General features: G+C 75.2%; 19 protein-coding genes. 10 read left to right on the top strand and 9 right to left on the bottom strand.

Annotated elements, in window-relative coordinates:
* Positions 1-164: 164 nt before the first annotated feature.
* Entirely contained in the window at positions 165-1,796 is a 1,632-nt protein-coding gene (locus OHB41_RS49035; RefSeq protein WP_266708783.1) for a condensation domain-containing protein, read from the bottom strand.
* Between the two features lie 184 nt (positions 1,797-1,980).
* Between OHB41_RS49035 and OHB41_RS49030 the strand changes: the two genes are divergently transcribed.
* Positions 1,981-2,595 carry a TetR/AcrR family transcriptional regulator gene (locus tag OHB41_RS49030; protein ID WP_266708781.1) on the top strand — a complete coding sequence of 205 codons (615 nt, stop codon included), beginning with the start codon at positions 1,981-1,983 and terminating at the stop codon, positions 2,593-2,595.
* A 169-nt stretch (positions 2,596-2,764) separates the two neighbouring features.
* Here OHB41_RS49030 and OHB41_RS49025 read toward each other — a convergent pair whose 3' ends face one another.
* On the bottom strand, positions 2,765-3,226 hold the full coding sequence (locus OHB41_RS49025) for a DUF2871 domain-containing protein (RefSeq protein WP_266708779.1): 462 nt from the start codon (positions 3,224-3,226) through the stop codon (positions 2,765-2,767).
* Between the two features lie 197 nt (positions 3,227-3,423).
* Here OHB41_RS49025 and OHB41_RS49020 point away from each other — a divergent pair, with 197 nt between their 5' ends.
* The 3 genes from OHB41_RS49020 to OHB41_RS49010 are packed head-to-tail and all read left to right on the top strand — an operon-like array spanning position 3,424 to position 4,327.
* Positions 3,424-3,561 (top strand): hypothetical protein, encoded by a 138-nt coding sequence (locus tag OHB41_RS49020; RefSeq protein WP_168525281.1) that lies wholly within the window; start codon positions 3,424-3,426, stop codon positions 3,559-3,561.
* Complete coding sequence (locus OHB41_RS49015) at positions 3,558-3,800, top strand: hypothetical protein (RefSeq protein WP_266708776.1); 243 nt, start codon at positions 3,558-3,560, stop codon at positions 3,798-3,800. Before OHB41_RS49020 ends, OHB41_RS49015 begins: the two co-directional genes overlap by 4 nt.
* A complete protein-coding gene (locus OHB41_RS49010) occupies positions 3,794-4,327 on the top strand; it encodes a hypothetical protein (RefSeq protein ID WP_266708774.1) in 534 nt (177 codons plus the stop codon). The genes OHB41_RS49015 and OHB41_RS49010 overlap by 7 nt, the downstream gene beginning before the upstream one ends.
* A gap of 90 nt (positions 4,328-4,417) precedes the next feature.
* Here OHB41_RS49010 and rfbD read toward each other — a convergent pair whose 3' ends face one another.
* The 7 genes from rfbD to OHB41_RS48975 all read right to left on the bottom strand — a co-directional run bounded on the left by rfbD (position 4,418) and on the right by OHB41_RS48975 (position 18,624).
* Entirely contained in the window at positions 4,418-5,296 is an 879-nt protein-coding gene (rfbD, locus tag OHB41_RS49005) for a dTDP-4-dehydrorhamnose reductase (RefSeq protein WP_266708772.1), read from the bottom strand.
* A 353-nt stretch (positions 5,297-5,649) separates the two neighbouring features.
* Positions 5,650-6,969 (bottom strand): MFS transporter, encoded by a 1,320-nt coding sequence (locus tag OHB41_RS49000; protein WP_266708770.1) that lies wholly within the window; start codon positions 6,967-6,969, stop codon positions 5,650-5,652.
* A gap of 10 nt (positions 6,970-6,979) precedes the next feature.
* Positions 6,980-9,109 carry a hypothetical protein gene (locus OHB41_RS48995; RefSeq protein WP_266708768.1) on the bottom strand — a complete coding sequence of 710 codons (2,130 nt, stop codon included), beginning with the start codon at positions 9,107-9,109 and terminating at the stop codon, positions 6,980-6,982.
* Positions 9,106-10,338, bottom strand: coding sequence for an ATP-grasp domain-containing protein (locus OHB41_RS48990; RefSeq protein ID WP_266708766.1), 1,233 nt, complete (start codon positions 10,336-10,338; stop codon positions 9,106-9,108). Before OHB41_RS48990 ends, OHB41_RS48995 begins: the two co-directional genes overlap by 4 nt.
* Before the next feature lie 62 nt (positions 10,339-10,400).
* Complete coding sequence (gene gntD / locus OHB41_RS48985) at positions 10,401-11,453, bottom strand: guanitoxin biosynthesis L-enduracididine beta-hydroxylase GntD (RefSeq protein ID WP_266708764.1); 1,053 nt, start codon at positions 11,451-11,453, stop codon at positions 10,401-10,403.
* Between the two features lie 84 nt (positions 11,454-11,537).
* On the bottom strand, positions 11,538-16,931 hold the full coding sequence (locus OHB41_RS48980) for a non-ribosomal peptide synthetase (RefSeq protein ID WP_266708762.1): 5,394 nt from the start codon (positions 16,929-16,931) through the stop codon (positions 11,538-11,540).
* Between the two features lie 1,096 nt (positions 16,932-18,027).
* Positions 18,028-18,624 carry a TetR/AcrR family transcriptional regulator gene (locus tag OHB41_RS48975; protein WP_266708760.1) on the bottom strand — a complete coding sequence of 199 codons (597 nt, stop codon included), beginning with the start codon at positions 18,622-18,624 and terminating at the stop codon, positions 18,028-18,030.
* A 219-nt stretch (positions 18,625-18,843) separates the two neighbouring features.
* Here OHB41_RS48975 and OHB41_RS48970 point away from each other — a divergent pair, with 219 nt between their 5' ends.
* The 6 genes from OHB41_RS48970 (at position 18,844) to OHB41_RS48945 (ending at position 24,045) form a co-directional block, all read left to right on the top strand.
* A complete protein-coding gene (locus OHB41_RS48970; protein ID WP_266708758.1) occupies positions 18,844-19,452 on the top strand; it encodes an ATP-binding protein in 609 nt (202 codons plus the stop codon).
* Between the two features lie 663 nt (positions 19,453-20,115).
* Positions 20,116-20,253 carry a hypothetical protein gene (locus OHB41_RS48965; protein WP_168500444.1) on the top strand — a complete coding sequence of 46 codons (138 nt, stop codon included), beginning with the start codon at positions 20,116-20,118 and terminating at the stop codon, positions 20,251-20,253.
* A gap of 112 nt (positions 20,254-20,365) precedes the next feature.
* A complete protein-coding gene (locus tag OHB41_RS48960) occupies positions 20,366-21,211 on the top strand; it encodes a JmjC domain-containing protein (RefSeq protein ID WP_266708755.1) in 846 nt (281 codons plus the stop codon).
* Positions 21,208-22,176: a JmjC domain-containing protein gene (locus OHB41_RS48955; protein ID WP_266708753.1), complete on the top strand. Its 969-nt coding sequence runs from the start codon at positions 21,208-21,210 to the stop codon at positions 22,174-22,176. The genes OHB41_RS48960 and OHB41_RS48955 overlap by 4 nt, the downstream gene beginning before the upstream one ends.
* Before the next feature lie 5 nt (positions 22,177-22,181).
* Positions 22,182-22,715, top strand: coding sequence for a GNAT family N-acetyltransferase (locus OHB41_RS48950; protein ID WP_266708752.1), 534 nt, complete (start codon positions 22,182-22,184; stop codon positions 22,713-22,715).
* A gap of 85 nt (positions 22,716-22,800) precedes the next feature.
* A complete protein-coding gene (locus tag OHB41_RS48945; protein WP_266708751.1) occupies positions 22,801-24,045 on the top strand; it encodes an MFS transporter in 1,245 nt (414 codons plus the stop codon).
* Positions 24,046-24,104 lie beyond the last annotated feature (59 nt).

Raw genomic sequence — 24,104 nt, 5'->3', positions numbered from 1 at the left:
CGGTCTGTTCGCCTCCGGGTGCCGATCCGCCGGCCGCCCGGTCCCCGGCTCCGGTGCGCGCGTGCACTCCCCCGGTACGCGCGCACCGGATGCTCCCCGGCCGCCTGCGGCCGGGGAGCCGGCCCCGCGACCCGGAGCCCGGAACCGGAAAGGGCGGTGCGGGGTCAGGGCAGGGGTACGGCGAGAGGGCGGGCGGCGGCTGCCTCGTCGCGCGCGGCCGCGGTGTCCGGCAGGTCGTCGACCGGCGTGTGCGGGGGCGAGGTCACCAGTGCCGTCAGGGCGGCGCGCAACGCGCGGGCGAGCTGTGCGGCCTGCGCGCGGGTGAGCCGTGCGCGGGCGAACTCCAGGCTCAGCAAGGGGTGTTCGCGCCAGCGCAGCACCGTCAGGGCGGCGTCCGCGGTGACGGCGCCCGGGTGCCCGTGATGGAAGCGCGCGCTCAGCCCGCCCGCCCGCAGGCTCTCGGGCAGCAGCTCGTCGCGGGCCGCGAACGTCACCTGCGCCAGGGCGGGGCGGAAGCGGTCCGCGGGCACCCCCGCGGCGCGCGCCGTATCGGCGTCGTCGACCTCCGCGTACTGGAGGGCCTCGCTGAACGCGCAGGCGATGCCGCGCAGGAAGTAGTCGACGCCGCCCTCCAGTTCGCAGACCACCGGCACCGTCGCCGAGCACGGCACGACGGTGCGCAGCAGCTCCGCGGTGAGCCGGCGCGGCACCTCGGTGCCCACCAGCAGCCGTTCGCGGCCCGCCCGCCGGCCCACCGCCAGCGCCCAGGCCGCCAGCAGCACCGTGCTGTGCGGCACACCGGCCCGCCGGGCCGTCGCGTCGGCCGCGTCCCGCAGCCGCGTGCCGAGGCCGAACAGCAGCCGCTCGCCGCGGAAGCCGAAGGCGGCCGCCGGCCGCGCCGCGGGCGCCAGGTCCAGGCCGGCGGCCAGGCCGCGCAGCTGCTCGGCGCGGCCGGCCGGCAGCACCCGCGCCGGGCCGGCCGGCCGGGTACGGTGCGGCGCGTCCGGGCCGGGGCGGGGCGTGTGGTCCAGCGGGCGGCGGCGGACGGCGCGGTCGTAGTCGGCGAGCAGTTCCTGCCACACCAGGGCGGCCGACCGGCTGTCCGCCACGGCGTCGTGGTGGACGAACGACAGCAGCTGCGAACCGGCCGCCAGCGGGGTCAGCGCGAAGGCCAGCGGCGGCAGGCCGGGCCGGTGGACCAGCCGCCCCGCCCGCACGGCCAGCCGTGCGTGCGCCGCCGCCACCAGGTCCTCGCCCGGACCCGCGGCCACCGGCTCCAGCATGACCAGCGGCGGGGGACAGACGGCGAGCACCCGCCGCACGGGGCCGCGCGGGGTGGCGGCGAAAGCGGTCCGCAGACCCTCGTGCCGCGCACTCAGAGCGGCCAGCGCACGCCGCAGCGCGCCCGCGTCCGGCGGGCCGGACAGCTCGGCGCTCAGGATCCGGGCCACCGCACCGGCACCGGCGACCCGCTCGGCGGTGAGCGCCGCCGACTGCCCCGGCAGCAGCGCCCGTACGCCCCCGCCGCCCGCGGCCGGCCCCGGTGCGGGCACCGGGGCCGGCCGCGCCCGGGCCAGTACGTCCGCGAGGGGGGCGGGGCCCAGCAGCTGCGCCAGGTCCACGGCCAGGCCCAACTGCTGCTCGGCGCGCGCCTGCAGCCGTACGGCCTGCCCGAGGCCGCCGCCCAGCGTGATGAAGGGGGACCCCGCCGCGCCGGCCGGCAGGCCGCGCCGGTCGCAGCCGATGACGTCCGCGGCCAGGTCGAGCAGCTCCTCCAGGGGAGTCGGCGTCAGCATGGGCGGGCCCTCTCTGTGGGCAGTCGTGCCCCGATGCTGGCGCCCGCGCCTCGAAGGCCGCTCGAACGCGGCCGCACGACGGCACCCGCCGCGCCGCACGGCGGGACGGCAACCCCCCGAATTTCAAAGGCAGTAACCCTATCACTGACAGCTCGATTATCGCTGAAAGTGCTAAAGTCGGTCCATGACGCTCCGAGAACGACGCCTGCGCGAGCAGGCCCAGCGCCACCGCCTGATCCTCACCACGGCCCGCGAGATGGCCGAGGCCGAAGGCTGGGACTACGTCACCACGCGGCGTCTCGCGGACCGTATCGAATACAGCCAGCCCGTGCTGTACCAGCACTTCAAGAACAAGGACGCCATCGTCCACGCGGTCGCCCTGGAGGGTTTCGCCGAACTCGCCGCCGCCCTGCGCGCCGCCCGCCTGGGCGCGGCGGAGCCGCGCGGCGCGCTGGACGCGGTGGCCCGCGCCTACGTCGACTTCGCCGAGCGGGGGCCGGTCCTCTACCAGGCCATGCTCACCCTCGACCCGGGAGGCGACGGCGCCCCCGAAGACACTCCGGAGGGCACTTCCGGCGACACGCCGGCGCCGCTCGCGGAGGTCCTCGCCGAGATCGGCCTCGCCCTCGCGCCCGTCGCGGCCGGCCGCGACGGCGCCCTGCTGGCCGAGGTCCTGTGGAGCGCCTGGCACGGCCTGGCCGCCCTCACCGGGAGCCGCCGTCTGCGCCCCGGCCTCACCGGCCGGCGGCTGGCCGCGCTGACCGAGGTCCTGCTCGGCCCCGCGGCCCAGCCCGCCTGACGACACGACGGCGGACCGGACCACGGGGCCGCACGCACGCGGCCCCGGACACCTGGTGGTTCAAGTCGCGGTGGTTCCAGGGCGCGGTGGTTGCAAGGCATGCCGGTCGGCGGGCGTGGGGTTCAGAGGCATGCCGGTCGGCGGCCACTGCGGCCCGGGGGCCGGTGGTTCAGACCGGGGTCCTGGCCGTCTCGGCCTGCTGCTCCGGCTCGGCGGGTCCGGTCCCGGCGGGCTCGTTCAGGCGCTTGCCGATCAGCACGAACAGCAGGATGAGCCCGACTGTGAGCAGGGTGTGCCCCAGACCCGCGGTGAGCGGTACCGCCTCGGGCACATGGTCGCCGAGCACGGTCTCGGTGCCGTGCACGAACATCATGGCGACGGTGATCGCGATGCCCGCGTTGTAGAACCAGAAGAAGTACGTGAACAGCTTCGTCCCGGACAGCGCGAACTGCTTGTCCAGGGCGAGGACGATGAGGAAGCCCATCATGCCCAGCGCGAGCAGGTGGGTGTGCATGAGCGCCAGCTGGGTTTCACCGTCGAAATCTTTGGCTTTGGTGAACTCCCGGTAATACAGCCCGGAGATCACTCCCAGGATCATGTAGACGTGTGCCGCGTAATACGACTTCCGCATCCCCGTGCTCGCTCCCTGCTGGTCATTGCTGGTCAATTCAGGCCTTCACGTGGGCCATTGAAGCACTCCGGCGTGAACCCTTCGCCCGTTTCCCAAGATCGTTCGAGCCGGCCTCCAGCGGGCCTCGAGGGCCTCTGTGAAGTCCCGGGCCACGCTGGGGCGTCGAGGTTCGTCCCCGCACAACGAGAGGCATCCGCATGAGGCACTCCCGTACGGTCGCGGCCGTCGCCGCGGTCACCGGACTGGTCCTGGCCGCCGCGGGCGCGGCGAGCGCCCAGGTCACACCCGGGCCCGTCACCCCGCCGTCGCCCCGGGACACGGAGGAGGCCGTATGAAGCACCCCCGCAGCGCCACGGGTGTCGCGGCCGCCGTCGCGGCCACCGGACTCGTCCTGGCCGCCGCCGGCGCGGCACCCGCGCGGACACCGGCCGGGCCGGAGCGCATCACCTCACGGGCGCAGCTGGCCCGCAGCATCGCCGGGGCCGTGGCCCGGGAACAGGCCGCCGCGAGCGCGCCGTTGTCCCCGGCGGCCCGGGGCATGAGCGTCGACGTCTCCTCCGTACTGCCGTGCTGACGCGCGACCCCGCACGCCCGGAGGCGGCCGCCGCCGGCCGGGAGCCCGCGCTCCCGGCCGGCGCCGAGGCCGGCACCCCTACGAGCTGGTGCCCCAGCGGTGCGGCGCACGCGCCGGAGTCGCTGGTCCTGGGCGTGCGCTCCGGTCTCGACGGACAGGTGACGTACCTGGCCGAGGCGGTCCCGGCCGCCGCGGTGCTCGACCAGATCCCCGAGGACATCGAACCGCGCCGGATCCTGCGGTTCGCCTCGCACTGCGTCGCCGACTGCGCCAACCGCCGGGGCAGTGACTGCACCCTGGTGGAACGGATGGTGGCGGCCTACCCGGCGCCGGCGGGCGGCACGGTGCCGCGCTGCCATCTGCGGGCCGGCTGCCAGTGGTGGGCACAGGCCGGGGTCGACGCCTGCCGGCGCTGCCCGGCACTGGCCACCCGTCACCCCGCGGACGACGAACTGGCCTCCCTGGTCGCCGACCCGGACGTCACCCCCGGACAGCTCGCCGCCTGGACCGCCGCCCGCCGGGACTGACAACACCCGCCCACCGCGCCCTCGTCCGCCGCGCCTTGCGCCGTGCCCCGGCAGCGGCCCGCGCGGTCGGGCACCGCCGGCCGGACCGGCTCAGGAGGCGACGTCGCAGGAGGTGAGGGCGGTGAAGGCGGGCCGGCGCAGTGCCTCGGCGAGCGACGTGCGCCAGTGCGGGAGCCCGGGCAGGCCCGCCGTGGCCCAGCGGGCGTGGCCCAGGACGCTGAACGCGGGCCGGCGCGCCGGGCGGGCGAAGGCCGCCGAGGTGGTCGGGCGCACCCGGTCGGGATCCAGCCCGCTGAGTTCGTACGCGGCCCGGGCCAGGCCGTACCAGGTGGTGCGGCCGGCGGCGGTGGCGTGGTAGACGCCCGGCGGGGCGCCCCCGGCGCGGCCGAGCGCGACCAGCAGCCCGGCCAGGTCGTAGGACCAGGTGGGCTGCCCGTGCTGGTCGTCGACGACGTCGACGGTGTCCCTGCGGGCGGCGAGACCGAGGACGCTGGCGACGAAGTTCTGTCCGTGTTCGCCGTACAGCCAGGCGGTGCGCACGATGTAGCCGGTGTCGGGCAGGAGTTCGGTGACCGCCCGTTCGCCGGCCAGTTTGCTGCGGCCGTAGGCGTTGACCGGGCCTGCCGGGGCCGACTCCGGGTAGGGCTCGGTGCCGTTTCCGGGCAGCACGTAGTCGCTGGAGACGTGCAGCAGCCGGGCGCCGGTGCGGCGGCAGGCGAGGGCCAGGTGACGTACGCCCGTCCCGTTGACGGCGGTCGCGGCGGCCTCGGCCCTCTCGGCGCCGTCGACATCCGTCCAGGCGGCGCAGTTGACCACCACGTCGTGGCCGGCGACCGCGGCCCGCACGGCCCGCGGGTCGGTGATGTCGAGGCCGGCCCGGTCGAGCGCGGTGACCTGCCCGCCGGCCAGCCGCGCCCGCACCTCGCGGCCCAGCGCCCCGCCGCCCCCGGTGACCAGCCAGCGCGTCATCGACCGCTCCTCGCGTGGAAGGCCCGGCCGCCGGCCGGGGAGGAAACACATCCCGCGCCCGGGGGCGCGCCGCGCCACGGCTCACCGCCCCCCCCCCGCGTCCGGCGCACGCCGCCCGCACGGGCCGACCCGCACCTCCCGCACGTCCCGCATCTTCGGCGCGTCCCGCACGTTCGGCCGTGTCCCCGGGCCGGCACCGGGCACCGTCGCACAGCCCACACCTTCCCGCACCCGGCCCGGCGGCACACCGGCGGCCACGACTTCCCGCACCGCACACCCGCGAGGGCCGGACCCGGGCCGTCCGCCTGGCCCGCGCGGGCCAGGCGGACGGCCCGGGTCCGGGAGCCAACGGGCTAGGCGGACCGGGCGGGTTGGGCGGGTTGGGGGGACTGGGCGGGCTGGGGCGGCCCGGCGGAGTGCGCCACGGCCGGGGCGGCGGTCAGCGAGCGCACCTGGGCGCTGCACAGCGCCGCCGCGGTCGCGCACACCACCAGCGCTGCGCCGCCCAGCAGCGCGCCGCTCGTCCCGGCGTGCGCGGCGACCGGACCCGCGGCCATCTCGCCCACCGGCAGGGCCACGAACGAGCCCAGCGCGTCGTAGGAGTACACGCGCGCCAGCCGGTCGGCGGGAATGTTCTCCTGCAGCGACACGTCCCAGGCCACCCCGAACTGTTCCAGCGCGATGCCGTTGGCGAACATCGCCGCGCCCAGCAGCAGCGCCCCGCCGCCCTGGGCCAGCACCACCAGCGGCAGCGCCTCCACCGCCACCGCCGCCACTCCCGCCAGCAGGATCCGCCGGGCCCGGGAACGGGCGGCGAGCACACCGCCCAGCAGCGCCCCGGCCATCTGCGCGGCCAGCACCGCGCCCCACGCACCGCGCCCGAACGTGGCATCGGCGACGGCCGGTCCCAGCACCTGTACGCCGCCCGCGACGACGGCGTTGACCACCATGAACTGCCCCACCACGATCCACACCCAGCGGCGCGCGGTGAACTCCCGCCAGCCCGCCCGCAGTTCCCGCAGCGGATGGGTGCGGCCCGGCGTGGGTCCGGGCGTGTCGGCGGGCGCGGTGTGCACTCCCAGGAAGCACCAGGCCGCCGCGCCGAACGCCGCCGCGCTGCAGGCCAGCCCCCAGCCGGCCCCGCACCCGGCCGCTACCGCGCCGCCCAGCGACACACCGGCGATCATGCCGAGGTTGGTGCCCATCCGCATCAGCGCACCGGCCGGGCGGATCAGGCCGGCCGGCACCGTCTGCGGGGTCAGCGCGGCGGAGGCGGGCAGCGACAGCGCCGCCAGCGCGCCGTTGAGGACGCTGAGCGCGGTCAGCAGGGGAAGCGAGGTGAGACCCAGCAGCACGCTCAGCGCGATCGCCGTCTGCGCCCCGCACGCGGCCAGCGCGGAACCCCGTACGACCAGGGTGCGCCGTATCCGGTCGGCGACGACCCCGCCGGCCAGCAGCAGCGCCACGTTGGCCACCGAGCGTGCCCCGACGACCAGGCCCAGGGCGGTGGTCGAGCCGGAGGCGTCGAGGACGGCGAAGGCCAGTACCACGGGGGCCATCGCGTTGGCGCAGTACACCAGCGCCCGCCCGGCGGCCAGCCGGCGGAACGAGCGGTGGCCGAGCGGACCGCGCAGACGCGGGGCGTGCCCGGGCGCGGTGGTGGCGGGGTTCATGGCGGGCTCCCTACGGACGGGGCAGGACGGTGAAGTGCACCCGGGAGACGCTCATGCCCAGGTCCTGTACGGCGAAGGGGCAGAAGTAGTAGGCCTGCGGGGTGGCTTGGGGGGCCAGGTGGAGGGTGAACTCGGCGTGGGCGCGCTGTCCGGCGACCGCGTCGACGCGGCGCAGCACGGGGCCCACCCGGGCGTCGAGGTAGAGCGGCAGCACGATGCCCAGGTTGAGGGTGCCGTCGCGGGGGGCCACCGCCTCCACCACCACGTGCAGGGTGCTGCCCGCGGCGGCCTCGGCGGGTGCCTTCACGTGCAGTTCGACGGCGCCGGTGTGGGCATTGGCGACGTCACCGCAGCGCGCGCACACCGTCTGGACGGTGTCGGCGATCGCCGGTACCCGGCCGTGGCGGCGGTAGGAGCGCAGCGGCCGGCCGCAGGCGCACGGGGTGTCGAGCGCGACGGGCGCTGCGGCGGTGCTGCGCTCGCCGAAGTAGGTGGGGAAGGCGAGGGCGGGGTCGTCGTGGTGCTTGGCGAAGCGGTGGGCGAGCGCGAGGTCGAGGGACTTGGTCTCGGCGGCGATCGCGGCCAGTGCCGGGCCGGCGTCCGGTGCGGACCGGGCCACGGTGCGCACCGCGTCGCGCAGCACGGTGTCCGCCAGCGCCCGCAGCCGGGGGCGCAGCGGGTAGTCGGGGCCCAGCAGCCCGCTGTCGAGCAGCCCCGACAGGCGCGCGCCGAGCCGGTGCAGCGGCGGGTACGGGGCGGCCGGGCCGCCCTCCCCGCTCCCGTTCCCGTCCGCGTTCGTGTCCACGGCCTCTTCCCGGGCGCCGTCCGCCGTGTCCGCCGCGCCCGGGCCGGAGGGCCCCGGGAAGCCGGTGGAGCCGGTGGTGTCGGTGGTGTCGGTGGTGTCGGTGGTGTCGAGGGGGCTGGGGGAACCGGAGGACCCGAAGACGTCGCCGGCGGGGGAGTGGGGGTGGGACGGTTCGAGGCCGGAGGACTGCAGGCCGGCCTGGACGAACGCGGGGTAGGGGTTGATGTCGCGCAGCTGCCGGTTCATGGCGACGGCCGCGCTGCCGGCGGCCGTGGTGGCGGTGAGCCAGGCCAGGTTCTCCGGGCGCTGTCCGTCGCAGGCGGTGAGCGTGGCGACGACGGTCTGCGCGGGCCCGTCGAGCGCGTTGAGGAGGATGAGGTATTTCGGGTCGTACATCGCGTGGCCGGCGAGGGCGCCGCTGAAGCAGTTGGCCAGTACCAGTTCGGCGGCCCGGATGCCGCGGGCGGGGATGAGTTTGTCCTGCGGTTTGGTGCAGCCCAGGCCGTAGGCGCAGCGGGGGCCGGGCATTGCGGGTGCGGCCGCGGCGGGGCTCGCTCCGCACAGGGTGAACTGGCCGAGGTTGAGCTGGTCGTCCTTGCCGTTGCCGTGGAAGAGCACCCGCCGCCACACCCGGCCCAGCGCGATCTGGTGGACGTCGAGGCGGTGGACGTCGTCGGCGCCGAGCCATACGTCGGCCTGCGGTGCGGGGGCGGCGGTGTCGAGTTCGGACAGGACGCCGACCGGGGCGTTCGCGGTGACGCGGGCGTACTGCTTGGCCGCCATCCAGCTGAGGCTGTGCACGTCGCGGCCGGTCAGCAGGGACAGGGGTCGCCCGGTGGCGTGGGCGGCGTCGAGGGTGTGCTGCACGGCGTCGGCGCGCAGGTGGGCGTATGCGCCGACCAGCAGTACGGATCCGGTGTCCGGCAGGTCGTGCGGGTCGTCCACCCAGTGGCGGGCCAGCGGGCGGATCAGCGCGTTCAGCGCGGCGGGCAGCGGGCCGCCGGCCACGACGCCGGTGTCGCAGGGTTCGGGGGTGCGCAGGCCGCTGTAGACCTCTTCGGCCAGGGCGATGCCGTCCAGCAGGTCCGTGCGGGGGCCGGTGAACACCGGCAGGGGGCCCCGGCCGCCGGCCACGGCCCGCGTGTAGTCGCCGAGCGAGGTGTACGGGGCGAACAGCGGCTGCCGCCCGGCACCGGGACCGGTGGCCGCGGCGTCCGTGGCGGCCGAAGTCCTCGTGCAGGCCGGGGTGTTCGCGGGGCTCGTGGCGGCGGGGGCGTCCGTGGCGGCCGAAGTGCCCGTGGCGGCCGGGGCGGTGGGGGTGCGCACGGCGTTCACGGGTGGTCCACCTTCAGCTCGAAGTGGGCGAGGACGGCCTGCATGCGCTGTTCGACCTGGTCGGCGGTGGCGCCCTCGACGTGGACGTAGCCGGTGGAGGCGTGGGAGGCGCGGGGCGGGTCGAGGACGTCGCCGGGGGCGGCGTCCAGGTGGGCGCCGATCACACCGGGCAGCCGCAGCAGTTCCTCCTCGGAGCTGATGTGGACCACGCGGCCGGCCCGGGTGGGCAGGAGCAGGTCGCCGACCGCCCGGTCGCGGGTGTAGACGGGCTGCGGGACGCGGTCGAGGTAGGTGTCGAGGATGACGTGCAGGAAGTCGAAGCCGTAGGCGAGGGAGTGGTTCACGGGGACTTCGCAGCCGCTGAGGCGGGCGGCGACCTCGCTCATGCGGAAGGAGCCGTCGTCGGTGAGGAAGAACTCGCCGTGCAGGTAGCCGAAGGGCAGGTCCAGGCCGTCGGTGAGTTGTTGGGCCAGGGCCCGCGCGTCGACGGGGAGTTGCTCGCCGGGCGCGTAGGTGATGTTGGCGTTGATCGCGCCGTCGAGGACCTCCAGGATCGGGCGGGGGTTCTTCGACAGGTAGGCGTCCACGACCCGGCCGCGGGCGACGACGGCGCACAGCTGGAACTCGCGGCCGCGGATGAACTCCTCGGCCATCCAGTCCAGGCCGGGGTCGAGCGGCGGGATCGCGGCGAGGGCGGCGGGGGAGTCGACGCGGTAGGTGTGCAGGCAGGAGTCGGAGTCGACGGGCTTGAGGACGACCGGCCAGCCGTGGCTGTCGCCGAACGCGGCGACGTCGTCGAGGCTGTGCACGGCGCGGTAGGCGGCGTGCGGGATGCCGAGCTCGGCGTAGCGGTCCTTCATGGTCTTCTTGTTGCGGACCCAGGCGACCTGACGGGGGGTCAGGTGCGGCAGGTCGACGAGGGCGGCGAAGCGCTGGGCGCGCTCCTGCAGCGCCTCGTTGGGGTTGCAGAAGAACCGCGGCCGGGGCAGGTCCGGGGTGCCCTTCATCCAGCGCAGGTAGCGGGCGGCCTCCTCGTGCAGGGGGGCGGCGGTGCGCAGGGTGAACGTGGGCAGGTGCGCGGTGCGCCGGAGGTAGTCCTCGCTCAGCGGCACGGAGTCGAAGCGCAGCAGGACGACGTCCACGTCGTCGCGGGCCAGGACGCTGTCGGTGAAGGTGGCCCGGCGGCTTTCGACGAGCAGGACGGCGGGACGGGAGGGCGTGCTGGGCATGGCGGTCTCCAGAGGTCGGGCGGGCCGGCGGGGGCGGGGGCGGGGCCGTGCGGGCGGGGGTGTCAGCCGATGACCCGGGTGGCGCCGTCGAGGCGGCCGGGCCGGGTGCGCCGCAGGTCGCGGACGAGGTTGACGCGCTTGAGCCAGCGGTCTGATCCGTCGAAGCCGGCGCTGAAGGGGCGCCGTCCGTGCACCACGTTGCGGTTGTCGAGGAAGCAGACGGCGCCGGTGGGCACCAGCACGTCGGTGAGGTTGGCGTCCAGGTGCGCCACCAGCCAGGCCAGGGCCCGTTCGGCCTCCCGGTCGCCGGGCAGCGCGGTGAAGAAGTCCCGGTCGATGCGGAGCACCGGCAGGTCGCGGTGGCCCGACAGGACGGCGACCGGCTCGGCCGGGGGAGCGTCGGCGGCGAACTCGTGGGAGGTGTCGGGCAGGGCGGCGAACCGGGGCCGGGCCAGCACCGCGCGCACGTCCGCGGGCACCTGGCGCACGTCGACGTGGGCGACGGTGGTGGGCACCCGGCCCGGGTTGCGGAGCGCGAACAGGCCGACCCAGTCCGCCCGGTGTGGGGAGAAGGCGTCCTCGGTGTGCCAGGCCAGTTCCAGTTCGCTGGAGGCGGAGACGAGGCTGTGTTCGTAGCCCTTGCTGGGCAGGATGTCGGTCACCAGCCGGCCGGCCTGCTGGGTGGCCCAGCCGGTGATGTCGCCGAGCAGCGCCGCGTAGAGCACCAGCAGGCAGCCGTGGACCTGGCTCGCCTCGGTGTCGGCCGCGCTCCAGTGCCCGGGGGTGGGTCCCAGGGCCGCCTGGTCGACGAGGTGGCCGCGGACCAGGGTGGCGTGGGTGTTCTCGTCGCGGCGGGCGGAGTTGAGGTGGCGGCGCACCGCGAGCGGCAGTTCGTGGGCGATCACCGGGGCCTCGTCGACGAACCGGGGGTCGTCGGCGGCCTTGAACGTCCGGGCGCAGGACGCGGCCAGGGCGTGCGCGGCGCGGGCCTCGCGGGCGGTCAGGTCGAGCACGTGGTGGCGGGGGTCGCCGGCCGGCTCCGGGGCGGGCAGGGGCCCCGCGGCGGCGGCCGGGCGGGAGGAACTCGTGGGGCGGGCGGGGGCGATGACGGTCATGGCGGGTCCCTTACGGCTACAGGAGCGGATGCGGGTGCGGGTGAGGATGCCGGTGCGGTGGGCGCTGACGGGCGCGGGGCCGGGTCAGCGGGTGGTCTGCAGGTGGTCCAGGCACAGCTCGTACAGGTCCTCGGCGTGGGTCTCGTGCCAGCCCCCGGGGGCGGGTACGGAGGCCGGCCACAGGGCGTGGCGGTCGCGGGCGTCGGACAGGACGACGAAGGTGCCGTACTCGTCGGCGAAGGGGTCGTCGGCCGGGGGCGGGCCCAGGACGGTCAGCCGGCCGTCGGCGTCGATGCGGGCGGCGCGGCCGGTGCGCCACATGAGGGCGGTCTGCTCGCCGGGGCCGGCCAGCGGGTCGGGCAGGAAGCGTTCGCCGGTGGCGGCGGGCCGGCCGGTGTAGCCGTGGGCGACGCCGGCGCCCGCGATGTAGAGGCTTCCGGTGCGGCCGGCCGCGGTGGGCCGCAGCTGCGCGTCCAGGACGTAGGCGCGGTGGCCCGGGGCGGGCCGGGGCCCGGCGGGGGTGTGTTCGATCCGCAGCCGTCCCTCCGGCCAGCCGCCGGGCACGCTCAGGGTGAGGTGCTCGGCGGCGGCGCGGGCCAGGAGCGCCTCGCCCGCGGCGCCCAGCAGCACGCTCGCGCCGCAGCCGCGCAGCCAGTCCAGGACGGCGGCGGGTGCGGCACCGTCCAGGGGAGTGGCCGGCAGATGGACACGGGCGCCGGAGACGAGGGCGGCGAGCAGGCCGAGGGCGGTGTCCGCGTCCGGGTAACCGGCGCTCAGCCAGGCCGCGTCGGCGGCCGGGGCGAGGGTGGCGGCGGCGACGGTCTCGGAGCCGATCTCCACCAGCGGGCCCGCCGCCGCGGCCACGTCCGCCGTAGTGGTGGTGTCCGGCGTGCCGGTGGTGTCCGGTGTGGCGGGGGCCAGGACCACCGGGTGCGCGGGGTGCGCGGGGTGCGGTGGGCGGACGGGCCGGGCGGGGGTGGCGGGCAGCAGGTCGGCGGCCGGGTCGCGCACCAGGCGGGCGGCTTCGGGGACGGGCGGCAGAGCGCGGTCGGCGGCCTCGTCGAGGAGCAGTACGGCGGGCCGGGCGGAGGCGGGCAGGGCGCGGGCCGGGTCGAGGGGCAGGCAGGCCGCGCCGGTCTTGGCGATGGCGAGGACGGCGACCGCGAAGCCGGTCGGTGAGGCGATCGCGGTGGCCACCGCGGTGCCGGGGCCGGCCCGGTGGGCGAGCAGAGCGTGGGCGAGCAGGTCGGAACGGGCGTCCAGTTCGGCGTAGTCCATGCCCGCCAGGGCCGGTGCGCCGGAGGCACGGGCGGCCTGCGCGGCGAACAGGGCGGCGACCCCCGCTTCGGGCAGCTCCAGCGCCGGCCCCGCCCACCGCCGCGTACCGCCGGCGGGGGAGTCGGGGGCGGTGCGCAGCCTGCTCAGGACGGTGGCGGGAGCGTCCAGGGCGGCCTCGAGCAGCGCGGTCAGCAGGCCGGTCAGATGGGCGGCGGCCGTCTCACCGACGCTCTCGTGATCGAAGGCGGCGCTGACGGTGATGCCGGCCGGCGCACCGGCGGGGGTGTGCCGTTCGGTCAGGGTCAGGCCGAGGTCGGCGTCCTGCGCCGGGAGCTGCGGCGGGGCCGCCTGCACGGTGAGCCCGGCCGCCTCGTACTCGCCGCAGCTCTCCGCCAGGACGCTCAGGGCGATGCCGCCGGGCCGGGCCAGGGCCGCACTGCCGGAGCGGTAGGCGGCGAGGTCGGCGGTGCGCACCCGCCGCAGCAGGTCGGTGAAGGCCGGGTCGCCGGAGGTGTCCACGGACAGCGCCAGCACCCGCCCGTAGGGTCCCACGGCGCGGCGCAGGGCGGCGCTGTCGCGGGCCGGCACCGGCGCGGCCAGCGTGATGACGTCTCCCGCGCCGAGCCGGGTGAGCAGGGCCGCGAGCGCCGCGTGCACCACCATGAACAAGGTGGCGCCCTGCTCGGCGGCCAGCCGGACCAGCCGCTCGTGCAGGCCCGCGTCCCAGTCGAGGTCGAGCCGGCCGCCGTCCCGGCCGCCGGCCGCAGACGGCCCGCTGCCCGGCAGCACCGTGGGCGACAGGTCCCCGGCCGCCGCCCGGGGAGCCGCCTCCGGCACGCCGCCGTCCCGGTGCGGGGCGTCACCGGTGGCCCGCGCCCCGTAGGCCAGGGCGAGTTCGGCGGCCAGCGGGGCGTGCGACCACAGGTCGACCAGGCCGGCGGGCACCGTGAGTTCCAGCAGATGGTCGTCGGCGGCCAGGGTACGCAGCCGGGTGCCCGCCGACCCCAGCCGGCTGTTGCGCAGCGCCTCGTGACGGCGCCCCAGGTCCCCGAGGGCCTCCTCCAGCGCCCGTACGCTCAGCGCGCCGCGCAGCCGCAGCGGCAGCACCGCGCAGCCCTCCCCGGCGCAGGCCCGGCCGGGCCCGGTGGCATCGGCCGGCCGGTCACCGGCGAGGGCGGCGAACAGCGCGGGAGTGGGCGCCTCGTACAGGGCACGGCTGCCCGGGTCGGCGCCCAGCACCGCCCGCGCCCGGGCCAGCAGCCGGGCCGCGGCCAGCGAGTGCCCGCCGATCCGGAAGAAATCGGAATCGGCGTGGACGGTGCGCCGCGGCACACCGATCACCTCGGCGAACAGATCACGGACGATCTCCTGCAGCGGGGTGCCGGGCGGCGTGCCGGGCCGGTCGGCGCTGAACGCGGGCACGGGCAGCGCGGCACGGTCCACCTTGCCGTTGGCGTTCAGCGGCAGCGCCGCGAGGGTCATCAGCGCCGACGGGATCATGTAGTCCGGCAACTGCTCCTGCAGATAGGCCCGCAGGACGACCTCGGTGTCGACGGTGCTCCCGAACGCGGTCGGCGTGTTGGCGCAGGCCTCGGCGGGCACCTCGGGGCCCGCGTACACACCGGTCAGGGGACCGGCGGGCACCTGTACGGGGTCGACGAAGACGATGTCCAGGAGCCGGCCCTCCTCGGCCGACCAGGTCGGCAGCGCCCGGTAGCCGGCGCGTTCCCCGGCCGCGCACAGCTCCTCCGGGTCGGGCGCGCTCCCGCCGTCGGCCGGCTGGGCCACCGCGCCGGACGGGCCCGCCGAGCCGTCCCGCAGGGCGCGCATCGCCGTCCACTCGCCGTGCACCCGCCGGTTGGGCACCCCGGCCAGCCGCACGGCGGCAGGCCGCCGCGCACGCAGGTACGCCTCCACACCGGCCGGGGACGCGGCGTCACGGCCCCACACCACACGGGGTGCGGGGGAGAGGTCCAGGACGGGAGCGGCGGTGGACAGCACCGCCTCGTAGCGGTAGCGGGTCAGTTCGTTGTGCGCGCCGCCCCGCTTGACCCGCACGTCCACCGCGCGCACGGCGGGCAGTTCACGCGCCCAGGCGGCGAACAGGTCCGGAGACAGCAGCAGTTCGGTCTCCAGCGCCACCCGCTGCTCGACGGCGCGCCACACGTCCGCGCCGTCGCCCGGCTCCGGCTGCCCGGCGCGGGCGGCGAGTTCGACGCCGGTCTGCAGGCAGGACGCCAGGTCGAGGTTGCGCACATCACCCAGGAGGACCGAGCCGCCGGGCGCGAGCAGCGGCAGCACGCCCTCGACGACGGAACGCAGATAGGCGAGATGGGGAAAGTACTGGACGACCGAGTTGACGACGACGGTGTCGAAGTGCCCGGCCGGCAGGCCGTCCAGGTCGTCGGCGCCACGGCAGCTCAGCCGCACCTTGCCGCGCAGCCGCTCGTCCGCCCCGGTCTGCGCGCGCAGCGCCTCGATGACGGAGGCGGAGAAGTCGGTCGCCCAGTACTCCTCGCACTCCGGCGCGCCGGCCAGCTGCGCCATGAGCAGACCGGTGCCGACACCGATCTCCAGGATGCGCCGCCCGCCGAGCTCACGGACGCGCTCCACCGTCGCCGCCCGCCACTGCCGCATCTGCTCCAACGGGATGGGCCGGGCGTCGTAACTGCTGTTCCAGCCCGCGAAGTTCTCCCCGTACGCGGCCCCGGCGGCATCGTCGTAGAGCGTCTCGTAGATCTCCTTCCACTCGGTGAGCTGCTCGCTCTCCCGCGCCGCGGCCCGGTGCGCGGCCGGCACCACATGCGCCACCAGACGCCGCTCCCCGCCCGCGCCGTTGCCGTCGTTGTTGTCGTTGGTGTCGTTGGTGTCGTTGTTTTCGGCGGTTGTGTGCACCGACACGACCGCCTCGGACACCGCCGGGTGCGCGGTCAGCACGGACTCGATCTCGCCGAGCTCGATGCGGAAGCCGCGCAGCTTGATCTGGTTGTCGACCCGGCCGGTGAACTCCATCGCCCCGTCCTCGCGCAGCCGCACCAGGTCGCCCGTGCGGTACAGCCGGCCGCCGCCGGGGGTGAAGCGGTCCTCGACGAACCGCTGCGCGGTCAGCTCGGGCCGGTCCAGGTAGCCGGTGGCCAGTCCCGGCCCGCCCAGCAGGAGTTCACCACTGCCGCCCGGCGCGGCCGGCCGCCCGTCCGCGGCCACCACGACGGCGACGGTGGCGCCCAGCGGCCGTCCGATCGGCACGGTGCGCGCGTCCTTCGCGACCGCGGTCACCTCGTGCCAGGTGGCGAACGTGGTGGTCTCGGTGGGCCCGTACACGTGCAGCAGCCGCTCGGGCCCGCCCGCCGCCAGGACCTGCCGTACCCGGCGCGGGTCGCAGGCCTCGCCGCCGAACAGGACGGTGCGCAGCGGGGCGAAGGCGTCGGGCCGCTCGCGGGCGATCTGGTGGAACAGCGCGGTGGTCAGAAAGACGGTGCTCACACCGTGCTCGCGGACCGCGTCGGCGAAGCGGGCCGGATCGATGACGGTGTCCTTGGCCAGTCCGACCAGACGGGCACCGGCGGCGAGAGCGGACCAGATCTCGAAGGTGACCGCGTCGAAGGCGGGGTTGGCGGCCTGGGCGACCACGTCGTCCGGTGTCAGACGCACGTAGTCGGTGGAGGCGACGAGGTCCAGGACGGCGCGGTGCGGGACGACGACGCCCTTGGGGGTGCCGGTGGTCCCGGAGGTGTAGCAGACGTAGGCCGCGTCCTCGGGCCCCGGCCGCACGGCCGGCAGGATCCCGGGCCGGGCCGCGATCAGGCCGGCGTCCGCGTCCAGGTCGACGGCCACCGCGTCCAGCCCCGCGTACTCCCCGGCCCCGGCCCCCTCGGTCAGCACGGCGCGGGCCGCGCTGTCCCGCACGATCAGCCGGCGGCGCAGGCCCGGATGGGCCGGGTCCACCGGCACGTACGCCGCGCCGGCCCGCACCACGGCCAGGAAGGCGGTCACCAGCCCCGGTCCCGGCCCGAGCGCGGTCACCACCCGGTCCCCGGGACCGACCCCCAGCGCCCGCAGATGGGCGGCGAGACGGTTGGCGGCCCCGCTCAGCTCCCGGTAGGTGAGCGAGACGTCGCGGCCGCCGGCCGAGGGGTAGGTGACGGCGGTCGCCTCGGGCCGCGTACGGACGTGCTGCTCGATCAGACCGGAGAGTGACATACGGGCTCGCTCCTTCGACAGCGGCTCGGAAGGACGGACGACTCCGCCTTGGCAAAACCTTGCCAAGATGTTGGCAACAAGATCTTGAGAGTGCGTCTCGCACCACTGGAGCACCGCTGGAGCCGCGGGTGACGGCCGACGGGCGCTTGTGCGGGGGCGGTTCACGGACCGGTGCCGGGGGCCGCACTCGGGGGTGGCGGGAAAGGTGCGCACCACCGGTGCCACTGAAGCGTGAATGCGCTGAACAAGGCCAAAAATCAGTCTGTTTGATGCCTCGATCAGACGCTCACACTCGAAAAATGGCGGTTCTTGAAAGCGTCAGCCAGCCTCAATGCCTGCTGTGCTCCACAAGGCGGCCCGATGTTCGTGAGCGTGGACGCCTGGTGCCTCTGTCGGTCGATCTGTGCGACAGGTGCTGGAACCGGGTCGCCGACGAGCTGGCCGTGGCCGAGGGGGCGACCGCGGCGCCCGAGCCGCAACCGGGGCCGGACGACGTGCGAGAGACCGCCTCCCGTGTCTGCCGCCAGTGCCACTCCGCTGTGCGCCGCTAACGACAGCTACGGCACCTCGCCGCGTTGTCGGATCGCCCGAATACACCCAGTACGAGGACGGCCCTCCGCCTTGCGATGCACCGCATCTGACGCCGCGCGCTGATCCACCGGGGATTACGGGACAGCCCTTAGCCGACGACCGCGGGGGGTGGTGCGGCAAGGGCTGGTTCACCGCCGCATGGTCGGAGAACTCGCCGACCGCGCACGCGACTTGCCTGAGTGCCACCCGCACTTTCCGAGCCGGCGGCGAGCGCCGGGGCGGGGCCGGGTGCGGTCCGGGAAAGGCGGGCGATCGGTGCGGTCGAAACAGCGCACGGGAAAGTCGCAGGACGTGCCCGCGGTCTCGCACCAGGTGCCGCACTCGACGGCGACGGCGATTCGCCCCTCGTCAGGATCCGGCCCGACCGAGGAAGCGGTGCTCGCTCCGTGTACTGCCCGCGTCGCGCACCGGTGACCGGGCGCCGCCGCCCGCGGCGCCGCCCCCGTGCGTCCGTCCCCGGCCGGGCGGCGGAGCAGCGGCCCGGCGGACCTCTGCGGCCGCCGCGCTAGATGTCCCGCCAGCCGGGTTCGAGGTGGTCGAGGAGGGCGTGGAAGGCCGCGCCGGCCCGGTCCCAGTCGCCGTCGGTCAGGGGTGCGAGGAGCAGGCCGAAGGAGGCGTCGACCAGGAGGGTGGCCTCCGTCCCGGCCCGGGCCTCGGCCATGCCCAGGTCGCGGAGGACGGAGGTGAGCAGACCGGTCCACCCGCTCAGTACGTCGCGCATCACGGGCCCGTACCGCTCGGGGTGGAGCAGGCCGGCGGCCATGACCTCGAGATAGAGGGGGAGTGTGGCGCGCAGGTCGGGGTTGCTGAACTCCTGCCAGGTCTCCTCCATGAAGCGGCGCAGCCCCGCCGCGTCCAGGGGGGAGCCGCCGGGGTCGAGCAGGCTCTGGGCGCGCAGGAGCGGTCGCCTCTCGTAGACGGTGAGCGCCTCGGCGATCATGCGTTCCTTGGTCCCGAAGTAGTACAGGAGCATGCGGTCGCTGGTCCCCAGGGCCCGGGCGAGCGGGCGCAGGGACAGGTCGGCCACGCCGTTGTGGATCATGTATGTGCGGACCTGCTCCAGGAGGTCGCGTCGTTTGGCCGGGTCGGTCGGCCGTGACATGAAGGGCTCCTACCTGCAGTGATGCGGGACTGAACGGACCCCGCATGTCCGATTCGGGAATCTTTGTACAGGTATTTACCGTAGCACTCGCTACGTGTATATTTATAGATGTAGCGAGCGCTACGTGAATGTGGGACCTGGCACATGCCGCTCCGGTCGTCGGACCTCCGCCGTTCCCGGCAGTCATCGTCGCCAGCAGTACGGAAGGGACTGATTCCCATGGCCGCCTGGGCCATCGACCTCGCCTCGATCTCACGACGGGGATGCTTCGCCTGGTTCTCCCGCGGTCGGACAGAGGGACTCGGGCGGAAGGCTGCCACGGACCACGCTCAGGACGAAGACCGGTCCGCGAAGGACGCGCCCACCTCGTGGATCACCCGGAGCCAGGCTCTGTGGTCGCGCTCCCTGGAGCCCCTGCGGCCGCTCGACGCGCCGCGCGCCCGGGCCACCGCCTGGGACGCCTCCTGGCCCCTGCCCAGGGAGCTGACCTCGGTCCGCCGGGCCCGGCGCCTGGCGACCGCCCAGCTGAGCGAATGGGATCTGCAGGACCTGGCCGACACCGCCGAGCTCCTGGTCAGCGAACTGGTCACCAACGCCCTGCGGCACACACGCGGCCCGCTGCGGCTCAACCTGTACGCACGCGGTTCCCGCCTGCGGTGCGAAGTGGAGGACACCGACTCCACCGGCCCCGTACGCCGCGTCGTCGACGCCGACGCGGAGGGCGGACGCGGTACCGAACTGCTCGATCTGCTCACCGAGGCCTGGGGCAGCATCCGTACGGCCACCGGCAAGACCATGTGGTTCGAGATCCCAACGCGGACGCTCTGACCCACGAGGCGCCGCGCGTCGCCGCACGCCTCCGGCCCGCCGCCGGGGAACGGACCCGGGCAACGCAAGGAAACCACCGTGGCCGTGCTCACCGCACACGGACAGCGGCCGCATCGTGTCGGCCGCACAGTGTCGGCCGCACCGGGTGCTTTCCGGCATCGCCCCCGCTCCGGGCCCCGTCTCGAGCCGTTCTCGTGCGATTCTGCGGCAGCCCCCGGCACGGTGCGTCCATACGGCCATGACGCCGCAACCCGGCTCCGCGGTCCCCGATCCGCAGCCCCGCCCCCGCGAACCCCCTCCCTTCAACCGCCCGCTCATCGGCTCCCGTTCGCCACCGCCCCGCCCGCGATCTCCGATCCGCAGCCCCGCCTCGCGAACCCCCCTCCCTTCAACCGCCCGCTCATCGGCTCCCGTTCGCCACCGCCCCGCCCGCGGTCCCCGATCCGCAGCCCCGCCCCGCGAACCCCCCTTCCCTCAACTCGCCTCCCACCGGTCCCCGTTCGCCACCGCCCCGCCCGCGCCACCACCCCGTCCCGCCCGCCCCGGCGGGGCTCGACCGTCGCACCCGAGCGCGGTCAAGGACCGCGCGAGGCCCCGCTGGCATGCTCCAGGGCAGCTCACCGCACCACCGCGGTGAGAACCCCGCCGCCTGTGGAGGCTGACATGGGTATCCGCGACACGAAGAACGCGATCGACAACTCCGAGAACCCGGAGGAGCTGGCGCAGACGAACATCAGCGCCGAGGAGGAGGACGCCTTCGACTCCCCGAAGACGATCATGAACCAGATCTCCAACGCCTGACACGCCAGACGGCTCTGCCCGGCCGGAACGCCCGCACTCAGCCGAGCGCTCCGGCCGGCGCCCGGACACCGAAGACACCAGAGCCCTGGGGGTCGGGTTGAACACGTCGCTCGTGGACACTCTGCGCGGCGAGGGAATCTTCGCCGACGCATGGAACAAGGAATTCAGGATCCTCCGCGGCGCGGTCGATCCCGCCGACCACCTCTCCTCCGCCTTCATCGAACAGAAGCTGGACGCCAGCCTGCTGCGCTGGCCCTACTTCTCGGTGCTGCGCCACGGAGCCGTACCGCCGGAAAGCGCCTACACCCGCTCCCGGGACGTCATCGGGCACCAGCGCCCCGGCTTCCCCGACGCCGCGGCCGTCCACCGGCTGATGTCGGCCGGCGGCACCCTCAAGCTCAACCAGCTCTCCGACTGGCACCGCCCCACCCGCACCGTCGTCGAACAGCTCCAGGCCGCCGCCCCGGTCGCGGTGGCCTCCTACGTCTTCTGGACCCCGCCCGAGAGCCGCGGCATGCTCCCGCACCGCGACGCCTCCCACGTCGTCGCCCTCCAGCTCGAAGGCCGCAAGGAATGGCAGCTGTACGCCGGCTCGCAGCAGGTCCGTGCCGACGCGGGCCTCGACGTCGACGCCGCCCACCCCACCCACACCTTCGTCCTGGAACCCGGTGACGTGCTCTACCTGCCGCACGGCTGGCCCCACGACGCCATCGCCCGCGACGGCGACTCCCTCCACCTCACCTTCACCCTCACCGAACCCACCCCCGACGACCTCCTCGAAGCGCTCGGCCGCCACCTCCTGGACGCGGACTCCGACCTGGCCCACCGCTTCCACACCACCACCCTCGAACAGCGCACCGAGCAGGTCCGCACCGCCCTGCTCGCGCACACCCGCCACCTCGACGACGACACCTGGGCCCACGCCGCCCTCACCGCCATGCGGGAGGTGACAGGATGACCACCACCCAGAAGAGCCGGAACACCCCCGACGCCGACGACACCCCCAACGCCCTTGCCGCACAGGCCACTTCGGCAACACCGGCCGCCCGGATCGCCCTCAAGGACCTGGTCGGCGACACCGACGCGTTCTTCCGCGACCACTGGGCCACCCAGCCCGCCGTCTTCCGCGCCTCGGCCGACCTGACCGGCCTGATCACCGAGCAGGAGATGTGGGAGGAGGTGGACTGCGGGCTGCTGATCCGCCCCTACTTCACCGCCTTCGACGAAGGCGTGCGCACCGCCGTCTCCGAGATGACACGCTCACGCACCATCGTCGGCCACCACGTCCCCGGCTACATCAACCCCGCCCAGATCAAGGCGGACTTCGCCGCCGGCGGCACCTTCAAGTTCAGCCAGCCCGAACACTGGCACCCCCGCCTGCGCGCCCTCGTACAGGCACTGGCACCCGAATTCCGCGCCGAACTCGAGTCGTTCGTCTTCCTCAGCCCGCCCGGCAAGACCGCCATCGCCGCCCACATGGACGGCTCCCACGTCCTCGTCCTGCAGATCGCCGGCGTCAAGGACTGGGTGGTGGGCCGGCTCGACGAGACCTCGACCAGCGACTCCGACCGCTACACCGGCGGCGTCATCCCGTACGACCGGCGCATGGAGGTCACCCTGCGCCCCGGCGACGTGCTCTACATGCCGCACGGCACCCCGCACTCCGCCACCGCCCGCATCGGCACCTCCCTCCACATCGCCGTCACCATCGAGGAACCCACCCCCCAGGACCTCGCCAACGTCTTCCTCGCCGAACTCCTCGGCCTGCCCGAGTTCGAGGCCCTCACCCGGCACCACCACGAACTGTCCCTGGCCGAACGACTCACCCGGCTGCGCGCCCTGCTCACCCGCACCCTCGGCGCGGCGGACGAGACCCAGGTGCTCAAACAGGCCGTACGGCTCAAGGCCGGGCACCTCGGATGAGACCGGTGCTGCGCCCGGCGACCGTGCTGCGCCCGGTGACCTCCGCGGACCTCGACCGGTTCGACACGGAGTTCGCCGGGCCCGACGGACCGGGTCCCTACCAGTGGTTCGGGCACACGCCGGCCCTGCGGCTGCGCCGACTGCTCGACGAGCGAGGCCTGCTCGGCGGTGACGAGAACATGCTGTCCGTCACCGTCGACGGCACCCTCGCCGGACGCGTCGAGTGGTTCCGCCGCGCGTGGGGACGCGTGGAGACCTCCGCCTGCTGGGAGATCGCGATCGGCCTGTTCGCCGCCCACCGCGGCCAGGGCATCGGAACCCAGGCGCAGCGCCTGCTCGTGGACTACCTCTTCACCCACACCCGGGCCGAACGCGTCCAGGTGTGCACCGACGCGGACAACCTCGCCGAACAACGCGCCGCCGAGAAGGCCGGCTTCGAACTGGAGGGCCGGGTCCGCCGCGCCCAGTGGCGCGCCGGCACCTGGCACGACCAGCTCCTCTACTCGGCCCTGCGCCCCCTCGGCCCGCCCACCCCCTGACCTGCCGCCACCCCGACCCCGAACCCGACCCCGAACCCGAACCCGTAGCCGTAGCCGTAGCCGTACGACCGAGCGGAGAGCGCGCATGCCCCTGTTCCCGGCCAGTCTGCAAGGCCCCGCACGGCAGCTCGCCGTCCTGCACGGCATCGACGGCATCGGCGTGGGCCTGTACATGTCCGGCTCCGCGGTCTACCTCACCCAGGTCACCGGCCTGAGCCCGGCCCAGATCGGCATGGCGCTGTCCGCCGCCGGACTGACCGGGCTGCTCGCCTCGGTGCTGTTCGGCATGGTCGCCGACCGCACCGGGGCACGCCCGCTGCTGACCTGGCTGCTCATCGGGCTGGGCTGCGGCTACCTCGCGCTGCCCGCCGTGCACACGGCCTGGCAGTTCGTCGTCCTGGCGGTGGCGGTGGGCGCCCTGCAGTTCGGCACCGGCCCCTCCTTCATGTCCCTGATCGCCGAACTCGCCCCCGGCCAGGACCGGGTGAACGCGCGCGCCGCCATCCGCTCCGTCGGCAACGCCAGCATGGGCCTGGGCACCCTGGCCGCCGCGGTCCTGCTCGCCGTCGGCACCCGTGGCGTCCTGCAGGTCATCCCGCTCGCCAACGGCGTCACGTTCGTGGTGGCGGGCCTGCTGGTGCACCGGCTGCCCGCAGCCGCCGCCCGCCCCGCCCCGCCCGCCGCGGGACGCTTCACGGCGCTGCGCGACGGACCGTTCCTGCGGGTCGTCGCGGTCAACGCGGTGCTGTCGCTGCACGACTCCGTGCTGGCGGTGGCCATCCCGCTGTGGATCGTCGTCGGCACCGGTCTGCCCACCGTGCTCACCCCCCTGCTCATCGGACTCAACACCGTGCTGTGCGTACTGCTCCAGGTCCGGGCGGCCAGGGGCAGCGACGACCTGCCCGGCGCCGCCCGCCTCGCCCGCCGCGCGGGCCTGGCCGGGGCCGCGTCCTGCCTGCTCCTGATCCCCACCGGCCATCTCGACACCCTCACGGCCGGATTCCTGGTGTGTGCCGCCTTCGTGGTGATGACCGGCGCCGAACTGTGGCACGCGGCCGGGTCCTTCGGCATCGGCATCGGTCTGGCCCCCGAGGACCGGCGCGGCGAGTACCTCGGCGCCTTCCAGCTCCACCACGGCCTGCAGTCGATCCTCGGCCCGCTGATCCTGACCGCGTTCATCGGCCACGGCTCCGGCCTCGGCTGGACGGCGGCCGCGGTCCTGTTCACCGCCGCGGCCCTCCTCGTCCAGCCCGCGGTACGCGCGGCCGCCGCCTCCGCCGCCGAAGTGCCGGCACCCCGGCCCATCGCGGACCAGCCCGCCCTGGACTGAACCCGGAGCCGGCGCAGACGCCGAAGCCGGCGCAGAGATCACAGACACCGCAGATACCG

It is taken from the genome of Streptomyces sp. NBC_01571, from assembly GCF_026339875.1.
GTDB lineage: Bacteria > Actinomycetota > Actinomycetes > Streptomycetales > Streptomycetaceae > Streptomyces.
Note: the sequence above shows the minus strand (reverse complement) of the source record. Positions and strands in the feature narration are given on the sequence as shown.